Origin of the sequence: Streptomyces sp. NPDC048331 (assembly GCF_043201215.1) — a bacterium.
Classification (GTDB): domain Bacteria; phylum Actinomycetota; class Actinomycetes; order Streptomycetales; family Streptomycetaceae; genus Streptomyces.
Window position 1 is genome coordinate 42,871 of the sequence record NZ_JBICYT010000001.1, and the last position, 16,804, is coordinate 59,674.

The 16,804-nt window shown below is 72.4% G+C and carries 14 protein-coding genes; 2 read left to right on the forward strand and 12 right to left on the reverse strand.

From position 1 onward, the window contains the following. Positions 1 to 237 precede the first annotated feature (237 nt). Positions 238 to 2,130, forward strand: coding sequence for a protein kinase (locus ACGFYY_RS00180; RefSeq protein ID WP_393706391.1), 1,893 nt, complete (start codon positions 238 to 240; stop codon positions 2,128 to 2,130). Between the two features lie 108 nt (positions 2,131 to 2,238). Here the strand turns inward: ACGFYY_RS00180 and ACGFYY_RS00185 are convergent, their stop codons facing one another. The 12 genes from ACGFYY_RS00185 to ACGFYY_RS00240 form a co-directional block, all read right to left on the reverse strand. Further along, the gene (locus tag ACGFYY_RS00185; RefSeq protein ID WP_393706392.1) at positions 2,239 to 2,754 is read right to left on the reverse strand and encodes a hypothetical protein; all 516 of its coding nucleotides are present in this window, start codon (positions 2,752 to 2,754) and stop codon (positions 2,239 to 2,241) included. Between the two features lie 123 nt (positions 2,755 to 2,877). Further along, complete coding sequence (gene gatB, locus ACGFYY_RS00190; RefSeq protein WP_365281322.1) at positions 2,878 to 4,389, reverse strand: Asp-tRNA(Asn)/Glu-tRNA(Gln) amidotransferase subunit GatB; 1,512 nt, start codon at positions 4,387 to 4,389, stop codon at positions 2,878 to 2,880. A 16-nt stretch (positions 4,390 to 4,405) separates the two neighbouring features. Further along, positions 4,406 to 4,651, reverse strand: a complete 246-nt coding sequence (locus ACGFYY_RS00195) for a hypothetical protein (RefSeq protein WP_030010588.1) — start codon at positions 4,649 to 4,651, stop codon at positions 4,406 to 4,408. Continuing rightward, a complete protein-coding gene (gene gatA / locus ACGFYY_RS00200; RefSeq protein WP_365281325.1) occupies positions 4,648 to 6,141 on the reverse strand; it encodes an Asp-tRNA(Asn)/Glu-tRNA(Gln) amidotransferase subunit GatA in 1,494 nt (497 codons plus the stop codon). The genes ACGFYY_RS00195 and gatA overlap by 4 nt, the downstream gene beginning before the upstream one ends. 5 nt (positions 6,142 to 6,146) lie before the next feature. After that, a complete protein-coding gene (gene gatC, locus ACGFYY_RS00205; protein ID WP_030010586.1) occupies positions 6,147 to 6,443 on the reverse strand; it encodes an Asp-tRNA(Asn)/Glu-tRNA(Gln) amidotransferase subunit GatC in 297 nt (98 codons plus the stop codon). A gap of 300 nt (positions 6,444 to 6,743) precedes the next feature. Next, positions 6,744 to 8,933, reverse strand: a complete 2,190-nt coding sequence (locus tag ACGFYY_RS00210) for a putative bifunctional diguanylate cyclase/phosphodiesterase (protein WP_393706393.1) — start codon at positions 8,931 to 8,933, stop codon at positions 6,744 to 6,746. Positions 8,934 to 9,318: 385 nt separating this feature from the next. Next, complete coding sequence (gene ligA / locus ACGFYY_RS00215; protein WP_393706394.1) at positions 9,319 to 11,526, reverse strand: NAD-dependent DNA ligase LigA; 2,208 nt, start codon at positions 11,524 to 11,526, stop codon at positions 9,319 to 9,321. A gap of 31 nt (positions 11,527 to 11,557) precedes the next feature. Continuing rightward, complete coding sequence (locus ACGFYY_RS00220) at positions 11,558 to 12,541, reverse strand: methionine synthase (RefSeq protein ID WP_393706395.1); 984 nt, start codon at positions 12,539 to 12,541, stop codon at positions 11,558 to 11,560. Then, positions 12,538 to 13,227, reverse strand: coding sequence for an SDR family oxidoreductase (locus ACGFYY_RS00225; protein WP_393706396.1), 690 nt, complete (start codon positions 13,225 to 13,227; stop codon positions 12,538 to 12,540). Before ACGFYY_RS00225 ends, ACGFYY_RS00220 begins: the two co-directional genes overlap by 4 nt. A gap of 51 nt (positions 13,228 to 13,278) precedes the next feature. Next, complete coding sequence (locus tag ACGFYY_RS00230) at positions 13,279 to 14,235, reverse strand: hypothetical protein (RefSeq protein ID WP_393706397.1); 957 nt, start codon at positions 14,233 to 14,235, stop codon at positions 13,279 to 13,281. Continuing rightward, on the reverse strand, positions 14,232 to 14,579 hold the full coding sequence (locus ACGFYY_RS00235) for a DUF1330 domain-containing protein (RefSeq protein WP_393706398.1): 348 nt from the start codon (positions 14,577 to 14,579) through the stop codon (positions 14,232 to 14,234). Before ACGFYY_RS00235 ends, ACGFYY_RS00230 begins: the two co-directional genes overlap by 4 nt. 88 nt (positions 14,580 to 14,667) lie before the next feature. Then, complete coding sequence (locus ACGFYY_RS00240) at positions 14,668 to 15,684, reverse strand: GlxA family transcriptional regulator (protein ID WP_393706806.1); 1,017 nt, start codon at positions 15,682 to 15,684, stop codon at positions 14,668 to 14,670. Positions 15,685 to 15,820: 136 nt separating this feature from the next. Between ACGFYY_RS00240 and ACGFYY_RS00245 the strand changes: the two genes are divergently transcribed. Further along, a complete protein-coding gene (locus ACGFYY_RS00245; RefSeq protein ID WP_393706399.1) occupies positions 15,821 to 16,744 on the forward strand; it encodes an NADP-dependent oxidoreductase in 924 nt (307 codons plus the stop codon). The last annotated feature ends 60 nt before the right edge of the window (positions 16,745 to 16,804 follow it).

A 16,804-nucleotide genomic window follows, 5' to 3' on the forward strand; every position in this document is an offset into this window, starting at 1 on the left:
GCTCGGCGAACGGAGGCCGCCCACGGGGCGGTTCCGGAAGCCGGGCGCCCGGTGGCGTGTCCGGACACCCGCGGCGACGACCGGTGGCCGCCGGCCACCGCCGCCGGTCGCCTGCGGCCCGTCGACGATCCGCAGATAAAAGGGTGAACCGCTCCGGGGATTTCCGATTCCCGTTGACCGCGCGCCCCTCCCCACTGGAAGCTGATGGCCTCTCAAAGCACCTTGAGGTGGGGGACATTGACCAGTCAGAACCTGCACATCGGTCCGGACGCGGCAGCGGACCGGTACCGCCTGCTCCGCTCGATCGGGCGCGGCGGAGAGGCCGTGCTCTATCTCGCCGAGATCGAGCTCGCCGGCGGATCCGAACCCGTGGTCGTCAAAGTGCTCGACTCCAAGACGACCATCACGCCGGACATCTTCGACCGGATCAGCCAGAAGTGGAACGAGCAGGCCGAGCTGCTGAGATTCGTCCACCGGCCCGGTGTCGTGGGCGTGCGCGAGCACTTCGAGGGGCCGCCGATCCACCGGCCCGGGGAGTCCTCGACCCTGACGGGGCGGGCGCTGGTCCTCGTCATGAACCACGTCGACGGGCTGGACCTGAGGGACTGGCGGGCCGAGCGGACGCTGGCCACCGCCGCCGAGCGGCGCGAGGTGATGCGCACGCTGGAGCAGCTGGCCGACGTCCTCGACTGGCTGCACTCGGGGAAGGCCACCCCGTCCGGGCGCCAGGTCGTCCACGGCGACCTCTCCCCCGGCAATGTGATGGTCGACGCGCACGGGCAGGCCACCCTGGTGGACTTCGGCCTCAGCAAGCTGACCGCCGACCACCAGACGGCCGAGGTCTGGTTCACCCCGGGTTACGCGGCGCCCGAGGTCTTCGACGGCAAGCGGACTCCGGGCACGGACCGGTACGCCTTCGGGGCGATCGCGTACTTCCTGCTGAGCGGGGAGTCCCCGCCGACCACGCCGGAGCAGCTCGCGCAGGCACTGACCGCGCTGCCGCAGATCGCGGTGCTGGACGCCGAGCAGCGGGCACGGATCACCGCCATCTACGCGGCGGACCCGGGGAAGCGGCCGGTGAACCTGGCCGGCTGGATGAAGGACGTCCGCCACGCGGTGGTGTCCACGACCACGGCCACCTCGCAGCGGGCCGCCCAGGAGGCCCCGCCCAGGCCGGCCGCCCCGCCGCCGGTGGTGGCGCCGCTCGCGGCCGCACCGCCGACGGTCCCGCCGCAGCCGGTCGCGCCGCCGCCCGCGCACACGCCGACCACCCAGCCGGTGCAGCCCGCGCAGCCCGCGCAGCCCCTGCACTCGGAACCGGCGACCGCGCCGATCCCCGCCTCGGTCCCCGCCCCGATCCCCGCCTCGCAGCCGGAGCCGGGGCCGTCCGCGGTGCCCGCCGGGTACGGGCCCACGTACAACCTGAACCCGGCCCCCGCCCCGGAGCCCGTACCGCCGAAGAAGAAGCGGCGGACCGGCCTGGTCCTGGGCTCGGTGGCCGGGGTACTGGTGCTGGCGTCGCTCGCGGTGGTCGGCGTACAGCTGCTGAAGGACAAGGACCAGGGGGCGGACCGGGCGGCCGGGAGCGACAAGCCGGCCGGGGCCGCGAGCTCCGCCGCCCCCGACCGGCCGTCCCCGTCCGCCTCCGCGTCCCCCGGCCCGTCCGGGACCGGCGCAGACGCACCCCTGACCCAGCCCACCGGCACGGCGTCCAAGCCTCCCGGGGGCGTTGCTCCGGGCGTCAACGCCGCCGATCTGACCGTCATGAACGCGGTCGACGGGCTGGGGGACTTCGTGGTGGGAGCGGCGAAGATCAACACCAAGCAGTACGGCGCGGCGTTCATCGCCGACCTGGGCTGCAACGGCGACGCGATCGCGGAGTTCGACCTCAACCGTGAGTGGAAGTACCTGGACTTCACGGCCGGGATCGACGACGGTTCCACCCACGAGAAGGGCCGGGTCACCATCGCGCTCGACGGGCAGCCCGCCGCCTTTTCCGAGTTGGTCACGCTGGGCAATCCCATCACCAAGCGGGTGGACGTCAGCGGTGCCCTGCGCCTGCGGCTCAAGGTGGAAGCGGGCTGCGACGTGGGCAAGGTGGTCATCGCCGGCCCGCAACTGACGCGCTGACGAACGCGGTCCTCGAACCGCGGGCCGCGCCGGTCGCGCCGGCAGCTGATGCACCGGCGCGGCCCGTTCGGTCCGTCAGGGGCGCGCCCGGCCTCCCGTCCGGCCGCGTCAACCCACGCCGAGGTCGGCGCGCATGGCCGCCCGCATCACCCGGAGCGGGTCCCAGATCCCGTGCTGCGCCCGGGCCGCCGTCTCCATCGACTCCCCCGGATCCGGCGTCCCCCGCTCCAGACGCTTCACCTGCCCGTAGACCGCGGTCAGGGCGTGGTGAACGGAGGTCGCGGACGCCAGGACCTCGTCGGGGGCGACCATCTGCGCCTCGGAGTAGCGGTCGCGGAAGGCATTCTTGGCCGCGTCGAGCGCGACCCGGTCACCGTCCTCGACCCCGCGTTCCCGCAGGGTGTGCAGATGCCGGTTGAGCGCGGTGGTGAACTGCCGGGCGTCCCGGTTGAGGTCCACGTAACAGGTGCGCCGCAGCGCCTGGTTCTCGCGCTTCTCGTCGTGGGCGCGCACGAGCTCGATCTCACGGCGCTTCGCACGCTCCGCACCCCGTTGGGTGAGCAGCGCGCCGCCCAGCGTGCCCGCGACACCCGCCACCGCGATGACGATCGCACCGATCTCCATCGGCGCACCCCCCGAGTCCCCCGATCGCGCGCCGGGCGCGCGCGATCACCCCGTACCCAGTCTGAACGACGACGGCCCCGCACCGGGAAGGATCCGGTGCGGGGCCGTCGTACGGGGAGAGGACTACTCGGAGACGCCCAGGCGCTCCAGGATGAGCTCCTTCACGCGCGCCGCGTCGGCCTGGCCGCGGGTGGTCTTCATGACCGCTCCGACCAGGGCGCCGACGGCGGCGATCTTGCCGCCGCGGATCTTGTCCGCGATGGCCGCGTTGCCCGCGATGGCCTCGTCCACGGCCGCGCCGAGCGCGCCCTCGTCCGAGACGACCTTCAGGCCGCGCTTCTCGACGACCTCGTCCGGGGTGCCCTCGCCGGCGAGGACGCCTTCGAGGACCTTGCGGGCCAGCTTGTCGTTGAGCGAGCCGTCGGCGACCAGGGCCGCCACCCGGGCCACCTGCACCGGGGTGATCGGCAGCTCGTCGACCACGACACCCTGCTCGTTGGCGTTACGGGCCAGCTCGCCCATCCACCACTTGCGCGCGGCGGCCGAGTCGGCGCCGGCCTCGATCGTGGCGACGATGGAGTCCACCGCGCCCGCGTTGAGGATCGACTGCATGTCGTGCTCGGTGACGTCCCACTCCTCGCGGAGCCGGTTGCGGCGCACGCGCGGCATCTCGGGCAGACCGCCGCGCAGCTCCTCGACCCAGTCGCGGGCCGGGGCGACGGGGACCAGGTCGGGCTCCGGGAAGTACCGGTAGTCCTCGGCGTTGTCCTTGATGCGGCCGGCCGTGGTGGAGCCGTCCTCCTCGTGGAAGTGCCGGGTCTCCTGCACGATCGAGCCGCCCGACGAGAGCACCGCAGCGTGGCGCTGGATCTCGAAGCGGGCCGCGCGCTCCACGGAGCGCAGGGAGTTGACGTTCTTGGTCTCCGAGCGGGTGCCGAACTCGGACTCGGGGGTCGGGCGCAGCGACAGGTTCACGTCGCAGCGCATCTGGCCCTTGTCCATGCGGGCCTCGGAGACGCCGAGCGCCTTGATGACCTCACGCAGCTCGGCGACGTACGCCTTGGCGACCTCGGGGGCCCGCTCGCCCGCGCCCTCGATGGGCTTGGTGACGATCTCGATGAGCGGGATGCCGGCGCGGTTGTAGTCCAGCAGGGAGTGGGACGCGCCGTGGATACGGCCGGTGGCGCCGCCGACGTGCAGCGACTTGCCGGTGTCCTCCTCCATGTGGGCGCGCTCGATCTCCACGCGGAAGATCTCGCCGTCCTCCAGCTGGACGTCCAGGAAGCCGTTGAAGGCGATGGGCTCGTCGTACTGGGAGGTCTGGAAGTTCTTCGGCATGTCCGGATAGAAGTAGTTCTTCCGGGCGAAGCGGCACCACTCGGCGATCTCGCAGTTCAGCGCGAGGCCGATCTTGATGGCCGACTCGACGCCGATCGCGTTGACGACCGGCAGGGAGCCGGGCAGACCGAGGCAGGTCGGGCAGGTCTGCGAGTTGGGCTCGGCGCCCAGCTCGGTGGAGCAGCCGCAGAACATCTTGGTCTTGGTGCCGAGCTCGACATGGACCTCGAGGCCCATGACGGGGTCGAACGAGGCGAGAGCGTCCTCGTACGAGAGCAGTTCGGTGAAGGTGGTCACGGTGAAACTTTCCCTCTCAGCCCAGCAGGACGTCGTCGTCGCCCAGGCGCTTCAGCTCGCGGTACAGGATCGCGAGGCCGGTGACGATGGCGGCGGCGGACACGGCGGCGTCGACCAGCTTCAGCACGTCGTGCTCGCTGCGGGCCTTCTTGACCTGCTTGATCACGCTGATCGCGCCGAAGGCGGTGGTGCCGATCGACAGGTAGGTGCCGGTCTTGGACTTCTTGAAGCCCTTGGCCTTGGTCAGTGCACTGGTGCTCACAGGGACGGTGCCTCCTCAAGCAGCGGGTGACCCCAGCGTGCGACGAAGGCGGCCTCGACGGCGGCGCCGACCTTGTAGAGCCGGTCGTCCTTCATCGCCGGGGCGATGATCTGGAGCCCGACCGGGAGACCGTCCTCCGGTGCCAGGCCGCAGGGCAGCGACATGGCGGAGTTGCCGGCCAGGTTGGTCGGGATGGTGCACAGGTCCGCGAGGTACATGGCCAGCGGGTCGTCGGTGCGCTCGCCGATCGGGAAGGCGGTGGTCGGGGTCGTCGGGGAGACGATCACGTCGACCTTCTCGAAGGACTTCTCGAAGTCCTGCGTGATGAGCGTGCGGACCTTCTGGGCGGAGCCGTAGTACGCGTCGTAGTAGCCGGAGCTGAGGGCGTACGTGCCGAGGATGATGCGGCGCTTGACCTCGTCGCCGAAGCCGGCTTCGCGGGTCAGGGCGGTGACGTCCTCGGCGGACTTCGTTCCGTCGTCGCCGACGCGCAGGCCGTAGCGCATGGCGTCGAAGCGGGCCAGGTTGGAGGAGCACTCGGAGGGCGCGATCAGGTAGTACGCGGCCATCGCGAGGTCGAAGGAGGGGCAGTCCAGCTCGACGATCTCGGCGCCCAGCTCCTTGAGGAGCTCCACCGACTCGTTGAAGCGCTGGACGACACCGGTCTGGTAGCCCTCACCGGCGAACTGCTTGACCACACCGACGCGCATGCCGGCGACCGACCCGTTGCGGGCGGCCTCGACGACCGGCGGGACCGGGGCGTCGATGGAGGTGGAGTCGAGCGGGTCGTGCCCGGCGATCACCTCGTGCAGCAGGGCCGCGTCCAGGACCGTGCGGGCGCAGGGCCCGCCCTGGTCGAGGGAGGAGGAGAAGGCCACCATGCCGTAGCGGGAGACGCCGCCGTACGTGGGCTTCACGCCGACCGTGCCGGTGACGGCGGCGGGCTGGCGGATGGAACCGCCGGTGTCCGTGCCGATGGCGAGCGGGGCCTGGAAGGCGGCGAGGGCCGCGGCGGAGCCGCCGCCGGAACCGCCGGGGATCCGGGTGAGGTCCCAGGGGTTGCCGGTGGGTCCGTAGGCGCTGTTCTCGGTGGAGGACCCCATGGCGAACTCGTCCATGTTGGTCTTGCCGAGGATGACGACGTCGGCTTCCTTCAGCTTGCGCGTCAGGGTGGCGTCGTAGGGCGGGATCCAGCCTTCGAGGATCTTCGAACCGACGGTCGTCGGGACCCCGACGGTGGTGAAGATGTCCTTGAGGGCGAGGGGGACGCCGGCCAGCGGACCGAGCTTCTCGCCGGCCGCGCGCTTGGCGTCGACGGCGCGGGCCTGGGCGAGCGCGCCCTCGCGGTCCACGTGCAGGAAGGCGTTGACCTTCTCGTCGGTGGCGTCGATGCGGGCCAGGTGGGCCTCGGTCACCTCGACGGCCGTGAGCTCGCCGGAGGCGATCTTCTCGGCGGTCTGCGCGGCCGTGAGCTTGATGATGTCGACCATGGTTGTTAGTCCTCCCCCAGGATCTGCGGCACCTTGAAACGCTGCTGCTCCTGGGCGGGAGCACCGGAGAGCGCCTGCTCGGGGGTGAGCGACGGACGGACCTCGTCCGCGCGCATGACGTTCGTCAGCGGCAGCGGGTGGGAGGTCGGCGGGACGTCTTGGTCGGCGACCTCGGAAACGCGGGCGACCGCGCCGATGATGTCGCCGAGCTGTCCGGCGAAGTGATCCAGCTCGTTGCTGGACAGCTCAAGGCGCGCCAGCCGAGCGAGGTGGACGACCTCCTCGCGCGTAATGCCAGGCATGCAGCGATCCTCTGGGGGTGGGTGGATGTTTCGTTTCGGACCCAATCCTATGGGGCGGGGCGCTCGGCCTGCGAAACGGTTTGCGCGAATGCCGGGACGGGACCGCTGCGCGGGGCCCGCAGGTGCTGCCCGACCCGGCGCCTCGAACGCCGGCGGGGCCGAAGTTGCCGCTGCGCGGCGAGCCGGCCAGCCGACGGCCGGTACCGACCGAACCGAATCCAGCCCGGCCGGCGTCTGAGGCGCGGGGGTGCGGGGGCGGGGTCCCGGCAGCGGGGCCGCGCCCGGCGCGGCCGACGGCGGTCAGACCGCGTCGGCCTCGGCCGCGGCCAGTTCCGCCGTGATGTCCGCCGGGCGGCGCCAGCCGCGTTCGCCGCGGGCCAGGAGCCAGGCGGTGGCCTCCTGGGGCGGCATGGCGGCGGCCACCAGCCAGCCCTGGACGGCGTCGCAGCCCAGGTCCCGCAGCCGCTCCCACGTCTCGTCGTCCTCCACGCCCTCCGCCACGACCAGCAGGCCCAGCGAGTGCGCCAGGTCCACCGTGCAGCGGACGATCTCCGCGTCCTGCGCGTCGACCGCCAGCCGGCCGACGAACGACCGGTCGATCTTCAGCTCGCTGACCGGCAGGCGGCGCAGGTGGACGAGCGAGGAGTAGCCGGTGCCGAAGTCGTCCAGGGACATCTTCACGCCGTGGCCGGTGAGCCCGGCCATGGTGTCGGCCGCCCGCTGGGGGTCCTCCAGCAGGACGTGTTCCGTTATCTCCAGCTGCAGCCCGCTCGCCGGGACCCCGTGGCGGGCCAGTCTGGCGGCGACCGCTCCCGCGAAGCCCGGGGTGTGGACGTCGCGGGGCGAGACGTTGACGGCCACCGGGACCTTGAGGCCCTGGGCCCGCCACCGTGCCACCTGGGCGAGGGCCGTCTCCAGCACGTACTCGGTCAGGTGCGGCATCAGCCCGGAGGTCTCGGCGATCGCGATGAACTCGTCCGGGGACACCCGCCCGCGTTCCGGATGCACCCAGCGCACCAGGGCTTCGAGCCCGGCGACCTGGCCGTCGAAGCGGACCTTCGGCTGGTAGTGGAGTTCCACTTCGCCGGCGTCGAGGGCCCTGCGGAGGTCGCCGAGGAGGCCCAGGCGGTCGGGGGTGTTGCTGTCCCGCTTGGACTCGTACACCTCGACGCCCGTACGGTCGCGCTTCGCCTGGTACATCGCGACGTCCGCGCGCCGCAGCAGCCCCTCCGCGTCGAGCGCGTGGTCGGGGAAGACGGCGAGGCCCGCGCTGGCCTCCAGGACGAGCGTGAGGCCGTCCAGGTCGAGGGGGGAGCTGAGCTCCGCGACGAGGTGGCGGGCGATGCGCTGGGCGCTGGTGGTGGAGTCGGCGAAGGGGAGCAGCACGGCGAACTCGTCGCCGCCGAGCCGGGCCGCCTCGGCGTCCTCGGGCAGGGCCTGGCGCAGCCGTTCGGCGATCTGGAGGAGCAGGCGGTCGCCGGCGAGGTGCCCCAGGGTGTCGTTGACGGCCCGGAAGCGGTCCAGGTCGATGAGCACGAGGGCGGCCCGGGTGCCGGAACGTTCGGCCTCGTCCAGGGCGGACCAGGCCCGCTCCAGCAGCCACTGCCGGTTGGGCAGTCCGGTCAGCGGGTCCCGCAGCTGTTCCTCGGCGCGGGCCCGGGCGATCCACAGGGTGGAGTCCAGTGCGATCAGCGGTACGGCGAACAGCGGCAGCAGGACCGGTTGGGTGACGGCCACGACGCAGATGAGGGGGGCGATGCCGAGCAGCGCCACGGCCACTAAGGCCTGCCGGAGCAGGGCGGTGCGGGCGACGGTGGGCAGCCCGTCGCCGCGCGGGGCCAGGGCGACCCAGAGCAGGAACCGGGTGGCGAGCAGGTAGGCGACGGCGACGAGGACGATCTCGGGGATCGCCTCCAGCCCCCAGAAGCTGGGGAGCCAGGGCGTCTCGACGGAGGGCACCTCGCCGAAGGCGGCGAGCACGAGCGCTCCGACGCCGATGCCGAGGAGGTCCACGGAACCGTGCAGCAGCCCCTGCCGCCAGCGGTGTCGGCGTGCGGCCCCCACCAGGGAGACCACGGCCAGCGAGACGAGCCCGGCGGGGACCCATCCGTAGAGGATGAGCACGCCGAGGGTCAGGGCCGCGCCCGATCCGGTGCCGCCCCACCAGCGGTCGCGGCCGAGGGCGACGAGGTGGCCGACGATGATGCCGGTGAGCAGGGCCAGGGCCCAGCCGACCGGCCCGCCGGGGAACAGCGCATGACGACCGCTCAGTGCGGAGACGATGCCGACGGTGAGGACCGTGACGGCGAGGCCCACGACGATGAAGGGCAGCGCGCCGCGCCGCTCCTGCCCGCCCGCACCTGTGGGGACCGGTCGGGTCTCCGGTGTCCTGGCACCCAGGAGACCGATCCTGCCCGTCCGGCCCGCCCGCATGGACGGGATTTCCCCGCCGAGTTCAGGTGACGGGTCGGCGCTTTCGGTGGGTTTCATGCCCGTACCTCTCACAGCCGGCGATGCCGATGTCACGCGATGGCCCCGATGTCATGCCACCACGGCCGAAATCGCATCCTGCAGCCGTGCACGACAGGCGCACCCCTCAACAGTAGGACGCGCGAGGCTCCCAGGGGCAGCGGTCGGCAGTGGTTGCCCGAATGCGACCCAGCCATCCTCATCAGTACGGTATCCGCCGAACGGGTGAGTTTGGACCGGGCCCCCTGTCACCCATCCGATGATCCGACAGCTCACCGGCCTGCGACCAGCCTTGTACCGGCCGTTTACCACCGTTCGCCGCGCCTGGCGTGCGCCCGCCCGTACGGCCGCACGCCACGCATCCGTTCGCCTTCACTACTCCCCTTCGGCGATTCCCCCTTCGGTACTACTGCGCTCCGCCCTGGCCCTGGCCGTCCACCGGGAGCGCGGCCTCGCGCGCCGCGTCCGGCCCCCGTTCCAGCAGGACGGCGAATCCGGCGTCGTCGAGGACGGCGAGCTTCAACTGCACGGCCTTGTCGTACTTCGAGCCCGGGTTGTCGCCGACCACGACGAAGGAGGTCTTCTTCGACACGGATCCGGTGACCTTGGCGCCGCGGCTCTGCAGGGCCTCCTTGGCGCCGTCCCGCGTGTGGCTCTGCAATGTGCCGGTGACGACGACGGTCAGCCCCTCCAGCGGTCGCGGGCCCTCCTCCTCGGCGGAACCTTCCTCCTCCATCCGGACCCCGGCCTCCCGCCACTTGCGCAGGATCTCCTGGTGCCAGTCGACGGCGAACCACTCCTTGAGCGAGGCGGCGATGATCGCGCCGACGCCCTCGGTGGCCGTCAGCTCCTCCTCGGTGGCCTGCTCGATGCGCTCGATCGACCGGAACTCCCGGGCGAGGGCCTCGGCCGCGACCGGTCCGACGTGCCGGATCGACAGGCCGTTGATGATGCGGGCGAGCGGGCGGTCCTTGGCGGCGGCGATGTGCTCCAGCATGGACAGGGCGTTCTTCTTCGGCTCGCCCTTCTGGTTCGCGAAGACCGTGACGATCTTCTCCTCGCCCGTCTTGGGGTCCCGCTTGGGCAGCCCGCTGTCCTGGTCCAGGACGTACGCCTTGATGGGCAGCAACTGCTCGATGGTCAGGCCGAACAGATCGCCCTCGTCCAGCAACGGCGGCGTCGCGGGCTCCAGCGGGCCGGTCAGCGCGGCGGCCGCGACGATGCCGAAGTTCTCGATGTCCAGGGACTGCCGGCCGGCGAGGTAGTAGATCCGTTCGCGCAACTGGGCCGGACAGCTCTGGCCGTTGGGGCACCGGACGTCGATGTCCCCTTCCTTCATGGGCCGCAGCTCCGTCCCGCAGGCCGGGCACTCGGCCGGCATCACGAACTCCCGTTCGCTGCCGTCGCGCAGGTCCACGACCGGTCCGAGGATCTCGGGGATGACGTCGCCCGCCTTGCGCAGGACGACGGTGTCCCCGATGAGGACGCCCTTGGCCTTGACGACCTCCTGGTTGTGCAGGGTGGCGAACTCCACCTCGGAGCCGGCCACCTTCACCGGCTCCACCTGCGCGTAGGGGGTTACGCGGCCGGTGCGACCGACGCCGACCTTGATGTCGATCAGCTTGGTGTTGACCTCCTCGGGCGCGTACTTCCAGGCGATGGCCCAGCGCGGGGCGCGCGCCGTGGAGCCGAGCCGGCCCTGGAGGGCGATCTCGTCGAGCTTGACGACCACGCCGTCGATCTCGTGCTCCACCGAGTGCCGGTTCACGCCGAAGTCCGCGATGAAGTCCCGGACCTCGGCGAGCGTGGCGACCACCTTGTTGTGCCGCGCCGTCGGCAGACCCCACTCGTGGAGCAGCTCGTACGCCTGCGACTGGCGCTCGATCTCGAAGCCCTCGCGGGCGCCGATGCCGTGCACGACCATGTGCAGCGGGCGGCTCGCGGTGACCTTGGGGTCCTTCTGTCGCAGCGAACCGGCTGCCGCGTTGCGCGGGTTGGCGAAGGGCTTGCCCTCCGCCTCCACCAGACGGGCGTTGAGCTCCTGGAACTTCTCCATCGGGAAGTAGACCTCGCCGCGGATCTCGACCAGGGCGGGGATCCGGTCGCCCTTCAGCCGGTCCGGGATCTCGGCGATGGTGCGGACGTTGGGCGTGATGTCCTCACCGGTGCGGCCGTCGCCGCGGGTGGCCGCCCGGGTCAGACGGCCGTTCTCGTAGGTGAGGTTGACGGCGAGGCCGTCCACCTTCAGCTCGCACAGGTAGTGGTAGTCCGAGGTGTTCACGTCCCGGGCCACCCGCTCGGCCCAGGCCGACAGTTCCTCGTCGTCGAAGGCGTTGTCGAGGGAGAGCATGCGCTCCCGGTGCTCGACGGAGGCGAAGTCCGTCTCGTACGCCCCGGCCACCTTCTGGGTGGGCGAGTCGGGCGTGCGGAGCTCCGGGTACTGCTCCTCCAGTGCCTCCAGCGAGCGCAGCAGTTGGTCGAACTCGGCGTCGCTGACGACCGGCTGGTCGTTCACGTAGTACCGGAAGCGGTGCTCCTCGACCTGCTCCGCCAGCAGTGCGTGCTGGTCACGCACCGCCGCCGGTACTGCCGTGTCCTGCTGTTCGGCTGCCATGCCGTGTCCTCCCGTGGCCCGTCCTCGACCGTCACTCAGGGTTGTCGGCGAGCGACCTCGCCGCCCTGACGCAATGCGCCTGCACCGCGCGGGCGTAGGCGGGCGAAGCGCCCGCCAGACCGCACGACGGGGTGACCACGACGGACTCCGCCAGAGTCCCCGGGGTCAGCCCCAGCCTGCGCCAAAGCTTCCTGACACCCATGACGCTACCGCCCGGGTCCGACAACGGGGCGTCGGTGCCGGGCACCACTCCGGCGAAGAGTTTCGTGCCGCTCTCGACCGCTTCCCCGATGGCGTCGTCCTCGCGCTCGGTGAGCAGGGAGAAATCGAACGACACCCCTGTGGCGCCGGCCCTGCGGAGCAGCGCGAAGGGGACCTCGGGCGCGCAGGAGTGCACGACGACCTCCCCGTCGTGGACGGCGAACAGGTCGCGCAGCGCGCCCTCGACCACCTGCCGGTCGACGGCGCGGTAGGTGCGGTAGCCGCTCGCGGAGCGGACCCGGCCGAGCAGTACGGCGGTCAGGGAGGGCTCGTCGAGCTGGAGCACGACCTGCGCCCCGGGGACGCGCTTGCGTACGTCGGCCAGGTGCTCGCGCAGCCCCTCGGCCAGCGATCCGGCCAGGTCCCGGCAGGCTCCCGGGTCCTGGAGCATGGCTTCGCCGCCGTGCAGTTCCAGGGCGGCGGCCAGCGTCCACGGCCCGACGGCCTGGACCTTGAGCTTGCCCGTGTAGCCCTGGGTGAACTCCTCCAGCGCGTCGAGGTCCTCGCCGAGCCAGGACCGGGAGCGCTTCGAGTCCCGTCCCGGGCGGTCGCTGATCCGCCAGCCGCTGGGCTCGACGTGGGCGTACATGTCGACGAGGAGGCCGAGGGAGCGGCCGATCATGTCCGCGCCGGGCCCGCGGGCGGGCAGCTCGGCGAGGTAGGGGAACTCCTCGAAGGACCCGGTGACGGTCTTCGCTGCCTCGCGGGCGTCGCCGCCGGGCAGCGATCCGACGCCGGTGGCGCCGGCGCTCATCGGCCCGGCCGGACGCTCAGGTCGTTGACCTCGGCGTCGCGGGGCAGGTCGATGGCCATGACGATGGTGGTCGCCACGGACTCGGGGTCGATCCAGTCGGCCGGGTCGTAGTCCTTGCCCTCCTGGGAGTGCACCTTGGCCTGCATGGGGCTGGCGGTGCGGCCCGGGTAGACGGAGGTGACGCGGATGCCGTGGGGCTTCTCCTCGTCGCGCAGCGAGTCGGCGAGCGCCTTGAGCCCGTGCTTGGAGGCGGCGTAGGCGCTCCAGTCGGCGTGGGCGCGCAGCCCGGCGCCGGAGTTCACGAAGACGACGTCGGCCCGGGAGGCGCGCAGGGTGGGCAGCAGCAGCCGGGTGACCTCGGCGGGGGCGATCAGGTTCACGTTGAGCTGCTGGTGCCAGGTCTTGGGCCGGAGCTCGCCGACCGGTCCGAGGTCGACGATCCCGGCGATGTGCAGCAGGGAGTCGATCCGCTCCGGGACGGCCTGCTTGGAGAAAGCCCACGAGAGCCGGTCGGGATCGGCGAGGTCGCCGACGAGGGAGGTGGCGCCGGGGTAACGGTCGACGAGCTCGCGGGCCCGGCCGGCGTCGCGGGCGAGGAGGACGAGGTCGTCACCGCGGGCGTGCAGCCGGGCGGCGACGGCGGCGCCGATGCCGGAGCCGGCACCGGTGATCAAGTGAGTAGCCATACCGCCCATGCTCGCAGGTCGCGATCCCCTGTCACCCCCCGTCATCCCTCGTCATCCCCCGGCGGCCTGCCGGTACGCCGCCTCGATCCGGGCCCGAACGGGCGGCGCCTGCCGGGTGGTGAGGCTCCTCCCGGTGAGTCCCGCCAGGCAGATGAGCCCGTCGCGTTCATCGGTGGGGAGCGGCGTCCAGTGCCGTAGCGCCGCGTCCCGTACGGAGATCAGCGCGGCCGTGTCGTCCGGCTCGGTCGGATCGAAGCGGCCGCCCGAGGCCGCGCGATGCTCGGCCCAGCGGTCCTCCCAGAACTCGACCGTCCAGCCCGGCCAGCGCGCGGCCACCGTGTCGGAGTGGATCTGGGTCCCGATGGTCCACCAGCCGACCCGGCGGCGGTGCCCGTCGATGTGCACGCCGCCCTCGGCGAGCCCGTGGTGGCCGCCCTCGTCCGTCGCCCCGTCCAGGAGGCCGAGCAGGGCCGGACCGTGCATGACGGGGTGGTCGAAGCCGTAGCCCACCAGGTGGCAGCGGTCCGGGCCGTCCAGGGTCACCACGGTGGACAGCACGCCCGGAACCGGGGTGTGCGGCACCCTGGGCCGGGAGACGAAGAGGTCGTCGGGCCACGCCGGGCGCTCGCGGTCCTCGTCGTCCGCGGGGTCGAGGCCGAGGTGGCTCCGCAGCCCGGTCTGGGCGCCGTAGATCCAGTGGACCTCCCAGCCGGGCCAGGCGGCCCGCAGGAGGGCGAAGGCGGCCCGGCGGGTGTACGGCTCGATGGAGGGGCCCTCCAGGGCGAACAGCCGCAGGACCTGGCGGTCCGGGTCCACCGCGACGCCCGCCTCGATCTCGTCGTCGGGCCGCCAGGAGTACGGCTGTCCGTACGAGCAGCCCCGGCGCATCAGCGTCAGCAGGAGGTCCGGACCGGCCAGCAGGTCGAGTTCCAGGCCGCCGGCCCCCCAGTCGTCGTCGGTGGCGCCGTATCCGTCCGGTCCGCCGAGGATGTAGACGGCCGGGTTCATCGCCGCCCCGCGGCTTCGCGCAGGGCCGCGGCCGTCCGCCGGGCGTCGTAGTCGGCCGGGACGCCCTCGACCAGGATGACCTCGCCCGGGATGTGGTCGGTGCGCAGCGGGATGATGGCCCGGTAGGCGTCGGAGGCGTACCAGGCGCGGGCGCTCTCGATGTCCGGGAAGCCGATCATGACGACGGTGCCGGGGAAGGGGCCCTCCATGACCTCGACCTCCTTGCCGTGGACGAGGAAGCGGCCGCCGAAGGGTTCCATCGTCGACGGGATCCGCTCGATGTACTCGAGGATGTCCTCGTTCATGGTGTCGGGGCGTATGTGGGCGATGGCGTACGCGGTCATGGTCTCTCCCCCTGTGCACGGGCCCGCCGGTGCGGGCCGTTGATCCGATCCTGTCAGGGCGCGAACCCGGCGGCGATTACCCCGCAGGTCATGCCGAGGCGGGCTGGAAGGTGCGCCGGTAGGCGATCGGGGAGACGCCGAGCGTGGAACGCATGTGCTGGCGGAGGGAGTTGGCCGATCCGAAGCCCGCACGGTGGGCTACCAGGTCGACCGGGAGATCGCTGGATTCCAGCAAGTGGCGTGCCAGTTCCAGGCGTTGGGCGGTGAGCCACTGCACCGGGGTCATGCCGACCTCGTCGCGGAAGCGCCGGGTGAAGGTGCGCAGGCTCATCCGGGCGTGCGCGGCCAGCTCGCCGAGGGCGAGCGGTTCGGCGAGGCGTTCCAGGGCCCAGGCGCGGGTGGCGGTGGTGGTGGCGACGGTCGGTTCGGGGACGGGGCGGTCGATGTACTGAGCCTGGCCGCCGTCACGCCAGGGCGGGACGACGCACATGCGTGCGGCCCGGTTGGTGACGGCGACACCGTGGTCGCGGCGGATCATGTGCAGGCACAGGTCGACCCCGGCGGAGACGCCGGCCGAGGTGAGGACGTCGCCGTCGTCGACGAAGAGGACGTCCTCGTCGATGCGCACCCTCGGGTAGGCGCGGCGGAACTCCCGGGCGAGGTTCCAGTGGGTGGTCGCGGGCCGGTCGTCGAGCAGGCCGGCGGCGGCGAGCACGTAGGAGCCGGTGCAGATCGACACGAGGCGGGTGCCGGGGCGGATGCGGGCGATGGCCGCGGCGACCGCGGGCGGCAGCGGCCCGCCGAGGGCCAGCTCCGGCATGGCGTGGGTGGGCGGGACGATCACGGTGTCGGCGGCGGCGAGGGCCTCGGGCCCGGCGGCGGGCTGGAGGGTGAAGCCGGAGTCGCTGAGCACGGGGGCACCGTCGGCGGTGCAGACGACGACCTCGTAGAGGTCTTCGCCGTCCTCGCCCACGGCGCTGCCGAAGACCCGGGAGGGAATGCCCAGCTCGAACGGGGGGAAGCCCGGCAGGGCGAGCACCGCGACGAGGTGCCGTCCGTCCGTGCCGTTCCCGGGGCGGGCCGTGTGCTCGGTGTGTTCCCGCATCTCGCTCATGGCCAGATCCTGTCACATAGTGGCCAAACGGCCAACACCGTCGAGGGGGGCCCTGCCCGAATCTGGGACACGTCGCCGGGAAACGACCCGGATCCCGACACCTGCGGATGGAATGAGGCGGACAGAAATGCGCGCGATCGTCGTGAACGAGTGGGGCGGCCCGGAGAACCTGGTCGAGCGGGAGATCGACCGGCCCGAGCCCGGTCTGGGCGAGGTCCTCGTCCGGGTCCACGCGGCCGGCGTCAACCCCGTCGACTGGAAGACCCGGGAGAGCGGGGCGCTCATCGCCTGGGGCGAGCACCCGATCGTCGGCTGGGACGTCTCCGGCACCGTCGAGGCGGTCGGCCCCGGCGTGACCCTCCACTCCCCCGGTGACGAGGTGTACGGCATGCCGCACTTCCCGCGGCAGGCGGGCGGCTACGCCGAGTACGTGACGGCTCCGGCCCGGCACTTCGCCGCCAAGCCGGCCGCGCTGGACCACGTGCAGGCCGCGGCGCTGCCGCTGGCCGCCCTGACCGCCTGGCAGGCCCTGGTGGACACGGCCGGGGTGCGTGCCGGCCAGCGGGTGCTGGTGCACGCGGCGGCCGGCGGCGTCGGCCACCTGGCGGTACAGATCGCCAAGGCCCGCGGCGCGTACGTGATCGGCACCGCGAGCGAGGGCAAGCACGCGCTGCTGCGTGAGCTCGGCGCCGACGAGGTGATCGACTACCGCACCACGGACTTCGAGGACGCCGTCGCGGACGTGGATGTCGTGATCGACGCCATCGGCGGGGACTACACCGGGCGCTCGCTGAAGGTCCTCAAGGCGGGCGGCCACCTGGTGACCCTGCCCGGCCCCGACTCCCTCCCGGCCGACCCGCAGGGTGTGCACGCCTCCTGGGTCCTGGTGGAGCCGGACCTGGGCGGTCTGCGGGAGATCGCGGCGCTCGTCGAGCAGGGCCTGCTGAAGCCGCTGGTCGACACGGTGCTGCCGCTGGAGCAGGCGGCCGAGGCCCACGAGATCGGCGCGCAGGGCCGCACCACCGGCAAGATCGTCCTGACCGTCGCCTGAGTACGGTCCGGCGCATTCCGCCCGCCGCCCCGGCACGAAGCCGGGGCCGGCGGGCGGCCG